The 16378-nt window shown below is 74.8% G+C and carries 13 protein-coding genes; 10 read left to right on the top strand and 3 right to left on the bottom strand.

Annotated elements, in window-relative coordinates:
• Window positions 1–88 precede the first annotated feature (88 nt).
• Window positions 89–1417, top strand: coding sequence for a low temperature requirement protein A (locus GA0070214_RS05810; RefSeq protein WP_091259966.1), 1329 nt, complete (start codon window positions 89–91; stop codon window positions 1415–1417).
• Window positions 1418–1433: 16 nt separating this feature from the next.
• The gene (locus GA0070214_RS05805) at window positions 1434–1775 is read left to right on the top strand and encodes a VOC family protein (protein WP_091259964.1); all 342 of its coding nucleotides are present in this window, start codon (window positions 1434–1436) and stop codon (window positions 1773–1775) included.
• 55 nt (window positions 1776–1830) lie between these two features.
• On the opposite strand, the gene GA0070214_RS05800 is transcribed toward GA0070214_RS05805, so the two are convergent.
• Both GA0070214_RS05800 and GA0070214_RS32750 read right to left on the bottom strand, forming a co-directional pair.
• Window positions 1831–2898: a glycerophosphodiester phosphodiesterase family protein gene (locus tag GA0070214_RS05800; protein WP_091259962.1), complete on the bottom strand. Its 1068-nt coding sequence runs from the start codon at window positions 2896–2898 to the stop codon at window positions 1831–1833.
• A gap of 159 nt (window positions 2899–3057) precedes the next feature.
• Entirely contained in the window at window positions 3058–5373 is a 2316-nt protein-coding gene (locus GA0070214_RS32750; protein WP_091259960.1) for a DUF4153 domain-containing protein, read from the bottom strand.
• Between the two features lie 174 nt (window positions 5374–5547).
• On the opposite strand from GA0070214_RS32750, the gene GA0070214_RS05790 reads away from it, so the two are divergent.
• Window positions 5548–6462, top strand: a complete 915-nt coding sequence (locus GA0070214_RS05790) for a lytic polysaccharide monooxygenase auxiliary activity family 9 protein (protein WP_091259958.1) — start codon at window positions 5548–5550, stop codon at window positions 6460–6462.
• Window positions 6463–6465: 3 nt separating this feature from the next.
• Here GA0070214_RS05790 and mgrA read toward each other — a convergent pair whose 3' ends face one another.
• Entirely contained in the window at window positions 6466–7455 is a 990-nt protein-coding gene (gene mgrA, locus GA0070214_RS05785; protein WP_091259956.1) for an L-glyceraldehyde 3-phosphate reductase, read from the bottom strand.
• Between the two features lie 96 nt (window positions 7456–7551).
• Here mgrA and GA0070214_RS05780 point away from each other — a divergent pair, with 96 nt between their 5' ends.
• The 7 genes from GA0070214_RS05780 to GA0070214_RS05750 all read left to right on the top strand — a co-directional run bounded on the left by GA0070214_RS05780 (window position 7552) and on the right by GA0070214_RS05750 (window position 15590).
• Window positions 7552–8520, top strand: a complete 969-nt coding sequence (locus GA0070214_RS05780) for an aldo/keto reductase (protein WP_091259954.1) — start codon at window positions 7552–7554, stop codon at window positions 8518–8520.
• Between the two features lie 5 nt (window positions 8521–8525).
• Window positions 8526–9023 carry a hemerythrin domain-containing protein gene (locus GA0070214_RS05775; protein WP_091261375.1) on the top strand — a complete coding sequence of 166 codons (498 nt, stop codon included), beginning with the start codon at window positions 8526–8528 and terminating at the stop codon, window positions 9021–9023.
• Between the two features lie 58 nt (window positions 9024–9081).
• A complete protein-coding gene (locus GA0070214_RS05770; RefSeq protein ID WP_091259952.1) occupies window positions 9082–10332 on the top strand; it encodes a sensor histidine kinase in 1251 nt (416 codons plus the stop codon).
• Window positions 10329–10979 carry a response regulator gene (locus tag GA0070214_RS05765; RefSeq protein ID WP_091259950.1) on the top strand — a complete coding sequence of 217 codons (651 nt, stop codon included), beginning with the start codon at window positions 10329–10331 and terminating at the stop codon, window positions 10977–10979. The genes GA0070214_RS05770 and GA0070214_RS05765 overlap by 4 nt, the downstream gene beginning before the upstream one ends.
• 76 nt (window positions 10980–11055) lie before the next feature.
• A complete protein-coding gene (locus tag GA0070214_RS05760) occupies window positions 11056–12141 on the top strand; it encodes a hypothetical protein (RefSeq protein ID WP_091259948.1) in 1086 nt (361 codons plus the stop codon).
• 48 nt (window positions 12142–12189) lie between these two features.
• Entirely contained in the window at window positions 12190–13635 is a 1446-nt protein-coding gene (locus GA0070214_RS05755) for a magnesium chelatase ATPase subunit I (protein ID WP_091259946.1), read from the top strand.
• A gap of 2 nt (window positions 13636–13637) precedes the next feature.
• Window positions 13638–15590, top strand: coding sequence for a vWA domain-containing protein (locus tag GA0070214_RS05750; protein ID WP_091259944.1), 1953 nt, complete (start codon window positions 13638–13640; stop codon window positions 15588–15590).
• The last annotated feature ends 788 nt before the right edge of the window (window positions 15591–16378 follow it).

The raw sequence follows: 16378 nt of genomic DNA, 5'->3' as shown, positions 1-16378 counted from the left end.
GGCCGCCGCTGGCAGGTCCCCGAGCGGCGGGGCCCACCGCCTCGACGAATCGTGCCCGGAGGGGCGGGGGCGCTGCGAGACTCGGTCGGTGGGCAGGTGGTGGCACGAGCGGCTGGGACCCGCCGCACCGGTCGCCCCCGGGGCCCGCGTGGGGCGGTTCGAGTTCTTCTTCGACCTGGTGTTCGTCTTCTCGTTCTTCATCATCACCCGGGCCACCGCCGTGAGCATCACCGGCGCCAACCTGCTGCACGGGCTGCTGGTGCTCGCCGTGCTGTGGTGGGTCTGGGTGGTGCACACGGTGGTCGCGACCCGCGTCCGGCTCGGTGTGGGCTTCGTCCCCGTACTGATGGTCGTCGCGATGGCCGCGCTCTTCTGCTTCTCGCTGTCCCTGCCGCAGGCGTTCGGTGACCCGAGGCAGACGGCCGCCGGGCCCGTGGTCGTCGCGGTCAGCTACCTTGTGATCCGCGCGATCCACCTGCTGCTGTACTGGCACGTCGCCCAGGACCAACCCGAAGAGCGCCGGCTGTTGGTGAGGTTCTCCCCCGAACTGGTGTTGAGCACCCTCCTGCTGCTGGCCGCCGCGCTGGTCCCGCCGATGATCGAGGAGGCGGGGCACGCCTTGATGATCCGCGACGGGCTCTGGCTCGGCGTCGTCCTGCTCCAGTACAGCAGCGGCCTGGTCGCCGGCGCGTGGGGCTGGGCCGTGACGTCCGCCGAGCACTGGACCGAACGGTACGACTTCATCCTGATCATCGCCTTGGGCGAGTCGATCATCTCCGTCGGTGTCGGCGGCAACCTCCTCGGCCAGCCGGTGACCTGGCCGGCGGTCGCCGCCGCGGTCCTCGGCATCTTCTTCACCGCCGCCCTGTGGTGGGCGCACTTCGACGTGATCGCGCCCGCCGCCCGGATCGCCCAGCACGCCGCACAGGGTCGCGCCCGGGTGGCCATGGCCCGGGACGCCTACGCCTACTGCCAACTGATCATGATCGCGGGGATCATCCTGTTCGCCCTGGGGGCGGAGGAGATCGTGCGACAGGTGGCGGATCCCGCGATCAGCCTCGCCGCGCCGACGCACGGCCCGGGCGTGTCGATGCTGTTCGGTGGGGTGATCTGCTACCTCTGCGGCGACATGCTCTTCCAGCTGCGGACCCTCGGCACGATCACCTGGACCCGGGTCGGGACGGTGCTCGTGCTCGCGGCGGCCATCCCCGTCGCCCAGCACCTTCCGGGGCTCGCGGCGCTCACCCTGCTGACCGTCATCTGCACGGGATTGGTCGCCGTCGAGCTGGTCGTCATGGCCGGCGCCCGCCGGGCCCTGCTCGATGTCGTGTTCGAGGAACGGACCACCTACGAGAAGCACGAGGCCGGGTGGCGCGCCCGCTGGCACGACGGAGGCCCGGAGGAGAAGCGCGGCTGATCCCTAACATGGCCTCATGACCGTAGATCTGTTCGCGGGTCTTCCCGTCCGCGACTACCGCGCGGCGGCGGCCTGGTACGAGCGACTCCTCGGCGCCCCGCCCGCGTTCCTGCCGAACGACACCGAGGCGGTGTGGGAGCTCGCGGAGCACCGGTACGTCTACATCGAGCTGCGACCGGAGCACGCCGGGCACGACATGCACACCGTCTTCGTCGACGACCTCGACGCCCGGCTCGCGCAGATCGCCGACCGGGGCCTGACGCCGGCCGAGCGCGAGACCTACGACAACGGGGTCCGCAAGGCGATCTTCCGCGACCCGGACGGCAACGAGATCGGCTTCGGCGGCGGCCCGGCCTGACCGGGGCACAGCAGGTGGCGGCGTCCGCCCCGCCGGACGGACGCCGCCGGCGGTCTCAGCGCGGCTGGTACGCCTTCGGCAGGCGCATGCCCCGTTCGGCCATGAGCTGCCGGACCCGGTTCGGGTAGTTCGTGATGATCCCGTCGACGCCCAGGTCCATCAGTGCCGCCACGGTCGCCGGGTCGTCGCACGTCCACGGCACGACCTTCAGGCCGCGGGCGTGCGCGTCGGCGATCATCCTGGCGTCCGGGTAGAAGCGGAACGCCGGGTCGGCAATTGTGCCGTTCTGCGGGAACCCGTAGTTGGGGGAGAGCGCGGTCACGCCGGGGATGGCGGCCGCCGCGCGGACGAAGTCGCCGCCGAAGTCGTCCGCGTCCAGGCCGCCCAGCCAGGGCGAGGCGCCGGGCTTGCCGACCTGGAGGAAGTCGTAGTTGGTGAGCGCCACCAGCGGCCACCGCGGCGCGAGCCGGTGCATCACCCGCAGCGCTCCCCAGTCGAACGACTGGATGGTGACCTGCTCCTCGATGCCCGAGGCGCGGATCTCCTCGAAGACCCGGCGGACGAACAGCTCGCGCGGCGCGGTCTGCTCGGGAGCGCCGGCCTCCACCTTCGTCTCGATGTTCAGCGTGAGCTGGTGGGCGCGCCAGCTCTTCACGAGGCCCAGCACGTCCCGCAGCTCGGCCATCCGGACGCCGGCGATCTGCTCCTGCTCCGGGAAGCCGGGCAGCTGCTGGTAGCCGCAGTCCATGGTCTTGATCTGGGCCAGGGTCAGGTCCTTGATGTACTTGCCGACGTACGGGTACATCGGGTCGCCCGGGGTCACCGGGCCGGTGTCGCGGCACTTCTGCGCGCTGACCTGCCGGTCGTGCGTGACGACCACCTTCTCGTCCCGGGTGACCTGGGTGTCCAGTTCCAGCGTGGTGACGCCGAGGCGCATGGCCTTGGCGAAGCCGGCCAGGGTCTCCTCGGTGGTCAGCCCGATCCCGCCCCGGTGCGCCTGCAGGTCGAAGTGGGTCTTCTGCGGCAGCACGCCGGGACCGGCGGCGGGGGCCGCGTGGGCGGCCGTGGGCACGGCCAGCACCGCCCCGGCGGCCAGCACCGTCAGAAGCTGACGGACGGACATGGAAAACCTCCGCTACCTTCGGTTGACGTTCGCGCAGCCGAAGCTAGGTGCGGGGTCGGTGCCCGCCGTGGCCCTGACGTGAGGAGGCGGTGAACGTTCGCGGGCGCGCCGGGTGCGCCCCCGGCCGGGCCACGGCGTGCCGCGGCCCGGCCGGCGGCGTCAGCGGCGGGACTTGGGCAGGTCGAACTGGTCGGCCCGGTGGCAGTCCTTCGGGCCGCCGATGGCGTCCGGCCCGACCCGGTCGAGGGCCTGGCGGGCCCGGTGCCGGCCCAGGTTCCAGGCGTACCAGGGGTCGGACTCCTCCAGGTCGTCGGCGATCCAGCTCAGCGTGCAGCGGCGGACCGGGTCGGGGAGCCGGGTCAGCGCGGGCGTGGCGTCGGCGGAGAGGGCCCGCAGGTACCAGGCGTCGATCTTGCCGGTCTTCTCGTACCGGAGGATGTTGCGCTTGGCCGCGTAGTCCTCCGGGTTCAGCACGGCCAGGCCCAGCAGCATGGCCACGGCCAGCGCGACGGTGGTGCCCGGGATCCACCGGCCCTGCCACCGCACGCCCGCCGCCAGGATCATGAGGAAGACCGCGCCGAGCAGCAGCTCGAACGCCATCACGAAGATCCGCTCGCCGGTGAAGCTGTAGACCTTCTGGTACGTCCACATCCGCGACAGCGCCGACACCACGATGACCACGCTGAGCGCGCTGAGCAGGCCCAGCAGGACGCGCAGCAGCATGCGCTCGGCCGGCCGCTCCCGGCTGGCCCAGCGGCTCACCCCGCCCAGGACGGCCAGGGTCAGCAGGGTGACGAAGAGGAGCTGCCAGAAGCCGCTGCGGGCGTACTCGGAGTAGCTGAGGCCGGCCACCTTCTGCACGTGCCGTTCGCCGCCGAAGAGCACGGTGAACTGCACGATCACGAAGCCGGCGAACAGCAGCGTCAGCGCGCCGATGGCCGGCGCCCACTCCAGCACGCCGAGCCGGCGGGTGCTCGGCCGGTCCACGGTGGACAGGTCGGGCGGGGCGGCCAGGGTGTAGACCGCCGCGACGGCGATGAGCCCGCCGATGACGGCCAGGAAGATCCAGCGGAACACCGTACCGATGTTGATTTCGGGGACGATCGCGTTCAGCACCTCGGAGAAGGCGGCGTCGGCCGAGGAGAGCAGGCTGCCGAAGACCAGCAGCACCAGCACGGTGGCGACCACCGAGCCGGTGACCTTGCGGACCGTCCCGGCCCCGGGCGAGGCGGTGACGTGCCGCCGCACCCAGGGCAGGCCGCGGAACGCCGCGAACGGCGTGGCGGCCAGGCCGAACAGGATCGAGCGGACCAGCCGGCCGCCGGCGATCGCCAGGGTGGCGCAGCCCAGCGCGCCGAGCACGCAGAACGTCACCAGCCACCACGCGTTACGGAACGCCAGCACGGCCAGGAGGACCAGCGCCGCCGCCGCCCACCCGCCGCGGATCAGGCGCTCGGTGCGGGGCAGCCCGGCGGTACGCCGGCGCACCGCCACCAGCACGCCGAGGGTCAGCGTGAGCCAGCCCAGGAACCAGCCGATGCCGACCCGGCCCAGTGGCACGAAGAACGCGGTGCCGAGCGCCCCGGCCAGGACCGCGAGGGGGACGGCCCGGCCGGTGGCCTGCTTCGGGCCCGGCCAGCGGGCGCCGAGGAACGAGGTCCGGGGCGTCCGCGGCCGGGGCGTCCAGCCGGGGGCGGGCGGGTAGCCGCCCCAGGGCTGCATCCCGTGCCCGGGATAGGGCGGCGCGGCGGCCGGCGGCGCTGCCGGGGTGCCGGTCGTCGCCGGTCCGGCGGGCGGGACCGCGGCCGCTGCCGGCGCGGAGGCCACCCCGGGTCCCGGCTCGGCCCGCGTGGCCGATCCGGGCTGAGTCTCTGAGTTGGACGGTCCAGCGGGGGTGGGGGCCGGCGTGGCGGCGTCGTCGATCGTCGTGTCGGCGCCGCCGTCACCGGGCGCGTCGTCACCCGCTGGCGCCGGGCTCTCCGGAGTCGCGCCGGTCGCCGTGGTGCCGGCCGGGCTGGTCGGCGTGGAACCGGTGGCGCCCTTCGGCGTGGTGCCTGCGGCCTCGCCCGCGCGGTCGGACGGGGCCGCCGCCGCGCCGCTCGACGCGGGGCTCTCGACGGCCGGCGCGGTGGCCTGGGCGGGAACCCCGTGCGCGGCGGCCTGGGCGGGCACGTTCGGCGCGGGCACCAGCACCCGTGGGGCAGCCGGCTGTCCGGAAGCCGCCGCGGGCTGCCCCTCGGCCACCGGCACCAGCGGCACGAACAGCGCGTAGCCGCGGGTGCCGGGCGGCACGACCACGGGGATCGCCCAAGCCGGCTGCCCCTCCGGGCCGGGCCACGGCATCGCGGGCGGCGCGCCCGCCACCTCGGGCACGACGAGCAGGTGTGGCGTCACGTCGGCGGGGACGTCGCCGCCCGCGGACCCGGCCGCCGGGGCGGGTCGGGGCGCATCGGGCGTCTGTGGCGGCTCGGACACGGCTCGCTCCTTGATCGCGGGGTGCCGTCACTGTAGGGCCCCACCCCGCTCCGCCGCCGCCCCTCCCGTCCGTTCGGTCAGCACACCCGGGCCGGGCCGTGGACCCGGCGCACCGGCGCACCGATCGAACCTTTGCCGGCCCGCTTCCGTACCAGTGCGCGGGAGGTGGATGACATGGCCGTACGCCGCACAGTCGCCGCGCTCGCCGCCGTCGCCGCGACCCTGCTGCTCACCGGCGTGCCGGCGAGCGCCCACGGCGCCCCCACCAGCCCGTTGAGCCGGGCCGCGGCCTGTGGTCCCGAGGGTGGCCGGGCGGACACACCGGCCTGCCGTGCCGCGATCGCCGAGGGGGCCGCCGTGCGGGAGTGGGACAACATCCGGGTGGCCCGGATCGACGGGCGGGACCGGGAGCGCATCCGCGACGGGGAGCTGTGCAGCGGCGGGCTGTCGGCGTACCAGGGGCTGGACCTGCCCCGGACCGACTGGCCGGCCACCACGCTCACGGCCGGGGCCCGGTACACCTTCCGCTACCGCACCACGATCCCGCACAAGGGCACGTTCCGGTTCTACGCCACGACCGACTCGTACACCCCGACCCGCCGGCTGACCTGGGCGGACCTGGAGGTGAAGCCGTTCCTGACGGTCACCGACCCACCGATCCGCGAGGGCGCCTACCAGATGCCGGGGCGGCTGCCGGCGGGGCGCACGGGCCGGCACATCATCTACACGATCTGGCAGAACTCCAACACCCAGGACACCTACTACTCCTGCTCCGACGTGGTGTTCCGGTCGCCGTCGGGCGGAGCGGCGGCCGCGCCGCGTACCCGGAAATCGGACCCGCCCCCGGCGAGCGCCGCCCCGCGCGCCGCGACGGGCGACGGGGCCGGCGTACCGGCGGCGGGGGTGCCGGTGGCGGCGGTGACCGACACCCGCACGTTCCCCCGGCCGCTCGTGTTCGGCGCGGCGGCCGGGGTCACCGTGCTGCTCGTCGCCGTGGTGGCGCTGCGGTTGCGGCGGGCCGGCACCGTGCCGGCCGGCCGGCCGTGCGGGGTCCGCAACCACCGCGCCGGCCGCCGCCGAATCTGGTAGTCCTCAGCCCAGGTGCCGGTCGATCTCCGCCAGTTCCTCGACGCCGAGGTCGAGGTTGTCCAGCGCGGCGACGTTCCCCTCCAGCTGCGCGACGCTGCTCGCCCCGATGATCAGGCTGGTCATGCGGGGGTCGCGCAGCGCCCAGGCCAGCGCGAGCTGGGCCAGGCTCTGGCCGCGCCGCTCGGCGACCGCGGCGAGCCCGCGGATGGTGGCCATCTTGTCCTCGCTGAGGTCGCTCTCATTGAGGAAGACGCTGGTGCGCACCCGGGAGTCGGCGGGGATGCCGCCCAGGTAGCGGTCGGTGAGCAGGCCCTGCGCCAGCGGGCTGTAGGCGATGCAGCCGGCGCCGGCCCGCTCCAGCGTGTCCAGCAGCCCGTCGGCCTCGGACCAGCGGTTGAGCATCGAGTACGACGGCTGGTTGATCAGCAGCGGGGTGCCCAGCTCGCGGAGGATCTCGGCGGCCCGGGCGGTCTGCTCCGAGTTGTAGTTGGAGATGCCGACGTAGAGCGCCTTGCCGGAGCGGACAATGGCGTCCAGCGCGCCCATCGTCTCCTCCAGCGGGGTGTCCGGGTCGAACCGGTGGGAGTAGAAGATGTCGACGTAGTCGAGGCCCATCCGGCGCAGCGACTGGTCCAGCGAGGAGATCAGGTACTTGCGCGAGCCCCACTCGCCGTACGGGCCGGGCCACATGAGATAGCCGGCCTTGCTGGAGATGACCAGCTCGTCCCGGTACGGCTTCAGGTCGGTGGCGAGCATCCGGCCGAAGTTCTCCTCGGCGGTGCCGGGCGGTGGGCCGTAGTTGTTGGCCAGGTCGAAGTGGGTGATCCCGAGGTCGAAGGCGCGCCGGACGATGTCCCGCTGCCGCTCGTACGGGCGGTCCGGCCCGAAGTTGTGCCACAGCCCGAGCGAGATGGCGGGCAGGCGCAGGCCGCTCCGGCCACTGCGCCGGTAGATCATCGAGTCGTAACGGTCTTCGCTGGCGAGGTAGGTCACGCCTGCGACCCTAGTCCCGGCCCCTGACCAGGCCGGAGCGGAGGTGGGCCGGCGGAACCGGCGTGCGGTCCCGCCCGCTTGGGTAGCTTCGAGTCCATGCGCTACGTCCCGCTCGACACCCCCAAGCCCATCTCGAAGATCGGCCTCGGCACGTGGCAGTTCGGCTCCCGCGAGTGGGGTTACGGCCCCGACTACGAACGCCGGGCGGCGCAGATCGTCCGGCGGGCGCTCGACCTGGGCGTCACGCTCTTCGACACCGCCGAGATCTACGGCTTCGGCCGCAGCGAGCGCATCCTCGGCGCGGCCCTCGATGACGACCGGGCGAAGGTCGTCGTGGCGAGCAAGATCTTCCCGGTGCTGCCGCTCGCCCCCGTGGTGCAGCAGCGGGCGGTCGCCTCCGCGGCCCGGCTGGGCGTCGCCGGCATCGACCTCTACCAGGTGCACCAGCCCAACCCGGTGGTCGCCGACACCAGCACCATGCGCGGCATGCGGGCGCTCCAGGACGTCGGGCTGGTCGGCGAGGTCGGGGTCAGCAACTACGGCCTGCGCCGCTGGCGGTTCGCCGAGGCCGCGCTGGGCCGCCGGGTGCTGAGCAACCAGGTCCGCTACAGCATGGTCGACCGCGGCCCCGAGAAGGACCTGATCCCGTACGCGGAGCAGGCCGGCCGCATCGTCATCGCGTACAGCCCGCTCGCGCAGGGCTTCCTCTCCGGCCGGTACGACGCGCGGAACCCGCCCACCGGTGCGGTGCGGCGGGCCAACCCGTACTTCCTGCCGGTGAACCTGGACCGGGGCACCGAACTGATCGCCACCCTGCGCGAGGTGGCCGACGCGCACGACGCGACCCCCAGCCAGATCGCCCTGGCGTACGTGCTCCGCCATCCCGGCGTGGTGGCCATTCCCGGCGCGTCCGGGGTGGAGCAGGTCGAGCGCAACGCGGCCGCCGCCGAGATCGACCTGGCCGACGACGAGTACGCCGCCCTCGCCACCGCCGCCCACGCGTTCCGCCCGGTCACCGGGCTGGCCGCCGTACCCAAGCTGATCCGCGCCCGCACCGGGAAGTGACCACCATGGACGACATCACCGCACTGATCCTCGACGACCACGCCGCCTTCCGCCGCGGCTTCGCCCGGCTCGACGACGCCCGGGACCCGGCCGAGCTGCTGGCCGTCTGGGAGGCGCTCGCCCTGCACCTGGACATCCACGCCGAGGCCGAGGAGGCCATCCTCTACCCGCACCTGGTCAAGCACGGCGACGAAGGCGCGGAGGAGACCGAGGACGCCATCGGCGACCACAACAAGATTCGCGACGCCGTCGCCGAGTCGAAGCTCCACGAGGTGGGTTCGGACGCCTGGTGGGCGGCCGTGTGGCGGGCCCGCCGGGAGAACAGCGAGCACCTGGCCGAGGAGGAGGACGAGGCACTGCCGGACTTCCGCCGGCACGCCAGCGTCGAGCTACGGGCCGAGCTGGGGCAGCGCTGGCTGACCTTCTACGGCGAGCACAAGAACGGCCGCAACCTGCCCTTCCGCGACAAGGACCCGGAGAAGTACGTCCAGGAGCACCGCTGACCCGATCTCCCCGTCACGGGGGAGTCGGCGGGACGCCTCCGGGCGGCAGAATGACCGGGTGACGGTCCCGGGCGTGCTGGCGCCGCTGGTGCGCGGGAGCACCTGGCGGCGCGCCGTGTTCCTGCTCCTCGGCGGGGTGCTCGCCCTGCCGTACGCGCTGCTCGCGGCGGCGTTCGCGCAACTGCTCGGCAACGCCGGCGTGCCCCGTCCGGTCGGCGGCGGGCTGCTGCTGGTCGGCGCCGTGCTCGCGGCCGTGCCGGTGTTCCTCGCCGGCAGCCGGGCGCTGGAGATCGCCGCCGCCCGGGCGCTGCTCGCGGTCGACCTGCCCGAGCCCGCCCCGGGCCACCGGATCGACCGGGAGACCCGGCTGCGCTCCGCGCTCTGGATCGCCCTGCACCTGCTCACCGGCGCGCTGGTGCTGTTCGCGGCGATCAGCGCGTTCCCCATGGCGCTGGTCTTCCTCGCCGGTCTGGCCGGCGTGGACACCGGCGCCGGCCCCGAGGACGGCTTCGGCCCGTTCGACCCGGACCGCCCGGTCGCGGCGGGGCTGGCCGGGCTGGCCCTGCTGGTCGCACTCGGGTACGCGGTCGCCGGGCTGGGCGCGCTCGCCGCCTCGATGGCGCCGGTGCTGCTCGGCCCGGCCCAGGCCGAGCGGATCGCCGCCCTGGAGGCCCGGTCCGCCCGCCTGGCCGAGCGCAACCGGCTGGCCCGCGAGCTGCACGACTCGGTGGGGCACGCACTGACCGTGGCGACCCTCCAGGCCGGCGCCGCCCGCGAGCTGCTCGACACCGACCCGGAGTTCACCCGGCGGGCGCTGCGCGCCATCGAGGAGACCAGCCGCCGGGCGATGGACGACCTGGACCACGTGCTCGGGCTGCTCCGGGAGACGGCGGACGGGCCGGCGCCCGCGCCCACCACGCCGCAGGCCACCCTGGACGGGCTGGACCGGCTGGTCGCCGACACCCGGGCCGCCGGCCTGGCCGTGGAGTCCCGGGTCAGCGGGGCGCTCGGCGGGCTGCCCGCCGTGGTGTCCCGGGAGGGGTACCGGATCGTGCAGGAGGGGCTGACCAACGCGGCCCGGCACGGCCGCGGGCCGGTGCGCCTGCGGGTGGCCGTACCCGATGGTCGTCTGGAGATCGAGCTGGTCAACGGGCTGCGCGGCGCCACCGGGCCGGGTGGCGGCGGGCGCGGGCTGGACGGCATGCGGGAGCGGGTGCTGCTGCTCGGCGGGCAGCTCGCGGCCGGCCCGGAGGGCGACCGCTGGCGGGTCCGGGTCACCCTGCCGGCGCCGAGGGGGGAGACGGCGTGACCATCGACGTGCTCATCGTCGACGACGACGAGCTGGTCCGGGTCGGCCTGCGGGCGATCGTGGACGCCCAGCCGGACCTACGGGTGGTCGGCGAGGCCGCCGACGGCGCCGAGGTGCCGCCGCTGGTGGCCAGGCTGCGCCCGCGGGTGGTGCTCATGGACGTCCGGATGCCGGCCATCGACGGCATCCAGGCCACCCGGCGGCTGCTGGCCGCCTCCGCCGACCCGCCCCGGGTGCTGGTCGTCACCACGTTCGCCAACGACGAGTACGTCTACGACGCGCTGCGCGCCGGGGCCAGCGGCTTCCTGCTCAAGCGGGCCCGCCCGGCCGAGGTGGTGGAGGCGATCCGGGTGGTGGCGGCCGGCGAGTCGCTGCTGTTCCCGGCGGCGATCCGGCGGCTCGCCGGCGCGTACGGCGGCCGGGGCGGCGACGGGCTGCGCGCGGCCCGGCTCACCGAGCGGGAGGGCGAGGTGCTGCGGCTCATGGCCGCCGGCCTGTCCAACCCGGAGATCGCCGACCGGCTGGTGGTCGGCGTGGAGACGGTCAAGACCCACGTCGGCAACGTGCTGGCCAAGCTCGGGGTGCGCGACCGCACCCAGGCGGTGATCGCCGCCTACGAGTCGGGTTTCGTGGTGCCGACCGGCTGACCGGTCCCTCCCGTGGGGGAGGCGGTCCACCCCGGCGCGGGAGGGTTCCGGAGGCCGACCGGCCGACGCTGAGAGCATGACGACAACGACCGATTCCCCACCCCGTCGGGCCGCCCGGACGCGGCTCGACCTGGCCGCCCCGCTCGCCGCCGCCTGGCTCGGCGGCTGGGGCGTGCTCGCCCTGGTCTCGACGCTGACCGGCGCCGGCTACCCGTTCGGCGCGAACGACCCGCACGGCGGCGACGTCAGCCTGCTGCGGCTGCTGCCGGTGGACGTCGGCGCCCCGCTCTTCGCCGGGGTGCTGCTGCTCGCGGCGGTCGCGGCGCTCGCCATGAGCGGCCCGGCCACGGTACGCCGGCCCGGCCTGCCCCGCGCGCTGCTGCTCGGTTACGGCTGGACGGTCGCGTTCGCGCTGGCCGTGGTCGTCCCGGACGCCCGGGTGCTGATCGTGCTCGGCTACCTGCCGATCCTGCTCATCGGCGCGCCGTTCGGCTGGCCGCCGGTCGACTACGGGCAGATCTTCGACTGGCCGCTGGCCGCCCGGTGCGCAGCCCTGGTCGGGGGCGTCCTGCTGGCCGGGGCGCTGCTGCTCTGGCAGCGCCGGACCGCCGGCGCCTGCCCGGCCTGCGGCCGGGACGACCACGAGCGGGGCTGGACTACACCCGCCGCGGCCGCCCGCTGGGGGCGCTGGGCCGCGTACACGGCGGCGGTCATCCCGTTCGCCTACGCGGTCACCCGGCTCGCCTGGGCGGCCGGCATCCCGCTGGGCATCTCCCGGGACTTCCTCGCCGAGATGCGCGAGACCGGGCTGGTCTGGGCCGGGGCCGGCCTGGGCGGGTTCGCCACCGTCGGGGCGATCCTCACCATCGGGCTGGTCCGCCCCTGGGGCGAGCGGTTCCCCCGCTGGCTGCCGGGGCTGGCCGGCCGGCGGGTGCCGATCAAGCTGGCGGTCGTCCCGGCCACGCTGGTCGCGGTGTCGGTGACGGCCGCCACCGTCGGGCTCCTCACCAAGCCGGAGCTCTGGCACGACTTCAGCCTGGCCACCGCGCCGGTGCTGCTCTGGCCCTTCTGGGGCGTCGCGCTCGGGGCGGCCACTCTCGCCTATCACCTGCGGCGGCGGGGCACCTGCGGCCGCTGCGGGCAGCCCGTCCCCGGTCCGTGACGGTCCGGCAACCCGGAAGGCGGCGCGCGGTCACCCGGCCGAGATAGCGTGGGTCGGGTGACTGCGCCCAACCAGGTTCCCCCGGTCCCGCCCGCCGACCTGCCCGGCACGCTCGGCGAGCTGCGGACGTCCGGCCATCACTACCGCACGGTCAAGCAGGAACTCCGCGACAACCTCCTCGCCCGGATGCGCGCCGGCGAGGAGCGCTTCCCCGGCATCGTCGGCTACGAGGACACGGTGCTGCCCGAGGTCGAGCGGGCCCTGCTCGCCGGCCACGACATGGTGCTGCTCGGCGAGCGCGGCCAGGGCAAGACCCGGCTGATCCGCTCGCTCGGCGCGCTGCTCGACGAGTGGACCCCGGTGATCCCCGGCTCGGTGCTCAACGAGCACCCGATGCACCCGCTCACCCCGGCGTCCCGCGCCCTGGTCGCCGAGCGCGGCGACGACCTGCCGATCGGCTGGCTGCACCGCTCGATGCGCTACGGCGAGAAGCTCGCCACCCCGGACACCAGCGTCGGCGACCTCATCGGCGACGTCGACCCGATCCGGCTCGCCCAGGGGCGTACCCTCGGCGACCCGGAGACCATCCACTTCGGCCTCGTGCCGCGCACCAACCGGGGCGTCTTCGCCGTCAACGAGCTGCCCGACCTGGCCGAACGGATCCAGGTGGCGCTGCTCAACGTGCTGGAGGAACGGGACATCCAGGTCCGCGGCTACCAGCTCCGGCTGCCGCTGGACCTGCTCCTGGTGGCCAGCGCCAACCCGGAGGACTACACCAACCGGGGCCGGATCATCACCCCGCTCAAGGACCGCTTCGGCGCGGAGATCCGTACCCACTACCCGCTCGACCTGGAGCTGGAGCTGGCCCTGATCCGGCAGGAGGCCGACCTCCACGCCACCGTCCCCGAGCACGTGGTGGAGGTGCTCGCCCGGTTCGCCCGCGCCGTCCGCGAGTCGCCGTCGGTGGACCCGCGCTCCGGCGTCTCCGCCCGCTTCGCCATCGCCGCCGCCGAGACGGTCGCCGCCGCCGCGCTGCGCCGTGCCGGACTGCTGGGCGCCACGACCCACGAGGCCCCGGTCGCCCGGGTCGGCGACGCCGTCTCGGTGACCTCCACGCTGCGCGGCAAGGTCGAGTTCGAGAGCGGCGAGGAGGGCCGGGAGATCGAGGTCCTCGGCCACCTGCTGCGGACCGCCACCGCCGAGACGTTCCGGGTCCGGCTGGCCGGGCTCGACCTCTCCGGATTCACCGCGCTGGTCGCCGAGGGCGCTGAGATCGAGACCGGCGAGCTGGTCTCCTCGGCCGAGCTGCTCCGCCAGGTCGGCACCGTCCCCGGGCTGGCCAAGGTGCTCGACCGGCTCGGCCTCGGCGACGCGCCCACCCCCGAGGAGGCCGCCGCCGGGATCGAGTTCGTCCTGGAGGGGCTGCACCTCACCCGCCGGCTGGGCAAGGACGTCACCGAGTCCGGGCGCACCGTCTACGGCGGCCGGGGCTGACCATGGCCGGCAACCGGTTCCGGTACGGGCAGTGGCGCGGCGGGCCCGACCCGCTCGCCCCGCCCTACGACGTACGCGCCGCCGTGGACGCGGTCGGCGCGGAGGTCCTCGCCGGCGGCAGCCTCCGGGAGGCGCTGCGCGACCTGCTGCGGCGCGGCCCACAGGGGCGCGGCGGCCTGGACGACGTGGCCGCCCGGGCCCGCCGGCTGCGCCGGGAGGCGCTGCGCCGGGGCGACCTGGACGGCGCGGTGACCCGCGCTCAGGCGCTGCTCGACCAGGCCCTCGCCGCCGAGCGGGAGGAGCTGCGCGGGCGGGACGGCGACGACGCCCGCTTCGCCGAGGCGGTGCTGGACAACCTGCCCCGCTCGACCGCCCGGGCCGTCGAGGAGCTGTCCGGGTACGACTGGGCCAGCGACGAGGCGCGCGCCAGCTACCAGCGGATCCTCGACGGGCTGCGCGGCGAGGTGCTGGAGCAGCGCTTCGCCGGGCTGCGCGACGCGGCGCGGGCCGCCGCCGACCCGGCCGCCCAGCGGCAGCTCGCCGAGATGATGCACGACCTCAACGACCTGCTGGCCCGGCACGCCCGGTCGGAGGACACCACCGACGCGTTCGCCGAGTTCATGCGCCGGCACGGCGAGTTCTTCCCGGAGCGCCCGAAGGACGTCGACGAGCTGATCGACGTGCTGGCCCGCCGGTCGGCGGCCGGGGAGCGGCTCATGCGGTCGCTGTCGGACCGGCAGCGCGAGGAACTGGCCGGGCTCATGCGCCAGTCCCTCGGCGAGCAGCTGGCCGGGGAGCTGTCCCAGCTCGACGCCCACCTCCGGTCGCTGCGCCCCGACCTCAACTGGCAGCGCGGCGAGCGGGTCCGGGGCGACCAGCCGCTCGGCTACGGCGAGGCCACCGGCGCGCTCGGCGAGATCGCCGAACTGGACGAGCTGCTCGACTCCCTCGACCAGGACCACCCCGGCGCCACCCTGGACGACGTCGACGTCGAGGCGGTCGCCCGGACACTGGGCCGGGACGCCGCCGACGACGTGCGCCGGCTGCAGGAGCTGGAACGCGAGCTGCGCCGGCAGGGCTGGGTGACCCGCGACGCCGAGGGGCTGACGCTCAGCCCGAAGGCGCTGCGCCGGCTCGCCGGCACCGCCCTGCGCCGGGTGTTCGCCGACCTGACGGCCGGCCCGCGCGGCCAGCACGACCTGCGCTCCGCGGGCGCGGCCGGCGAGGTGAGCGGTGCCTCCCGGCAGTGGGAGTACGGCGACGAGCAGCCCCTCGACGTGGTGCGCACCCTCACCCGCGCGGTCCGCCGGGCCGGCCCCGGGGTGCCCGTGCAGCTCGCGGTCGAGGACTTCGAGGTGATGGAGACCGAGCGGCGGGCGTCGGCGGCGGTGGCGCTCTGCGTCGACCTGTCGTACTCGATGATCTCGCAGGGGCGCTGGGGTCCGATGAAGCAGACGGCGCTGGCCCTGTCGCACCTCATGGCGACCCGCTTCCCGCAGGACGCCCTGCAGATCATCGGGTTCGGCCGGGAGGCTCTGCCGCTGACCCAGCAGGAGCTGGCCGCCGTCGAGCCGGACATGGAGCAGGGCACCAACCTCCAGCACGCGCTGCGGCTGGCCGGGCGGCACCTGCGCCGGCACCCGGGCGCCGAGCCGGTCGTGCTGGTGGTCACCGACGGCGAGCCCACCGCCCACCTCGATCCCGAGGACGGCGAGGCGTACTTCCACTGGCCGCCGCTGCCGGAGACCATCGAGGCGACCATCCGCGAGGTGGACAAGCTGACCCGCTACGGCGCCACGCTGAACCTGTTCATGCTCGGCGACGACCCGGGGCTGCGCCGCTTCGTGGACGCGGTGGCCCGCCGCTCCAAGGGCCGGATGTTCACTCCCGACCTCGACGACCTGGGCGAGTACGTCGTCTCCGACTACCTCCGCGCCCGCCACGGCCGCCGCTGACCGCCCTCCAGCTCGCCGAGGTGGCGCTGTCCGCGGGGTTCGGACACCGCCACCTCGGCGAACTGGGTCGGGTGCTCGTGAGTGCAGGGGTGACAGGTAGCGGCGGCTGGGGCGTCCTGGCGCCCTCGGGTCGGTCCCGTCGGCGCCATTCGCTTGATCGACTCCGGCTCGGCGAGGTGGCGGTGTCGGCCGGCGCCGGATGCCCCCACTTCGGCGGTCTGGAGTCGATCACGCCCAATTGACCGATCGGCGGGGCAGGGGCGGACCGCAGCCGGGCCCGGGGTTTCCCGCCCAGCCCGCGCGCGGATCTTGGCGACTTGCCGTTCGCAGCGAACGGCAACTCTCCATGATTCGCCGGCGCCCGCGAGGAATGTCCGGTTCCCGCCATCACCCGGCGGCTGAGTGGAACGCCATGGATGTCTCCCGGGTCGGGATACCTCCATAGCGTTCCACCGACGGTCCCGGGATGGGCGCGATGTCCGATTCGTGAGGTGGCCGGTGGCACCCTGGCGGCGGAATGGCGGGCGGCCGGGGGTCGTTGTATCCGGGTGAACGGCCGAGGAAGGCGCCCCGCGAGTCGGGGTGGCCGGCCCCCGGGGCGGCCCGCCGAGGCGGGCATGCCGATCCCGGAATGATGGTGGGCCGCCGGTCGTTGTACATGGTCCCGGCGCGACGAAGAGGCTCAGCCCCGCGCGCTGGATGATCCCCCAAGACTTTTCTTGAGCGCCTGACGGTGCTTGCGCACGGCCGACCCCCATCGGCGTGTGCGCCGACCCCCAAGGAGCTTT

This window comes from Micromonospora chaiyaphumensis (genome assembly GCF_900091435.1).
Classification (GTDB): Bacteria; Actinomycetota; Actinomycetes; order Mycobacteriales; family Micromonosporaceae; genus Micromonospora; species Micromonospora chaiyaphumensis.
Note: the sequence above shows the minus strand (reverse complement) of the source record. Positions and strands in the feature narration are given on the sequence as shown.

What these genes read in the sequence shown, in the direction of transcription:
- GA0070214_RS05805 (WP_091259964.1), top strand. Translation starts at nt 1,434, where the DNA reads ATGACCGTAGATCTGTTCGCGGGTCTTCCCGTCCGCGACTACCGCGCG.
- GA0070214_RS05800 (WP_091259962.1), bottom strand. Translation starts at nt 2,898, where the DNA reads ATGTCCGTCCGTCAGCTTCTGACGGTGCTGGCCGCCGGGGCGGTGCTG.
- GA0070214_RS05790 (WP_091259958.1), top strand. Translation starts at nt 5,548, where the DNA reads ATGGCCGTACGCCGCACAGTCGCCGCGCTCGCCGCCGTCGCCGCGACC.
- GA0070214_RS05780 (WP_091259954.1), top strand. Translation starts at nt 7,552, where the DNA reads ATGCGCTACGTCCCGCTCGACACCCCCAAGCCCATCTCGAAGATCGGC.
- GA0070214_RS05775 (WP_091261375.1), top strand. Translation starts at nt 8,526, where the DNA reads ATGGACGACATCACCGCACTGATCCTCGACGACCACGCCGCCTTCCGC.
- GA0070214_RS05760 (WP_091259948.1), top strand. Translation starts at nt 11,056, where the DNA reads ATGACGACAACGACCGATTCCCCACCCCGTCGGGCCGCCCGGACGCGG.
- GA0070214_RS05750 (WP_091259944.1), top strand. Translation starts at nt 13,638, where the DNA reads ATGGCCGGCAACCGGTTCCGGTACGGGCAGTGGCGCGGCGGGCCCGAC.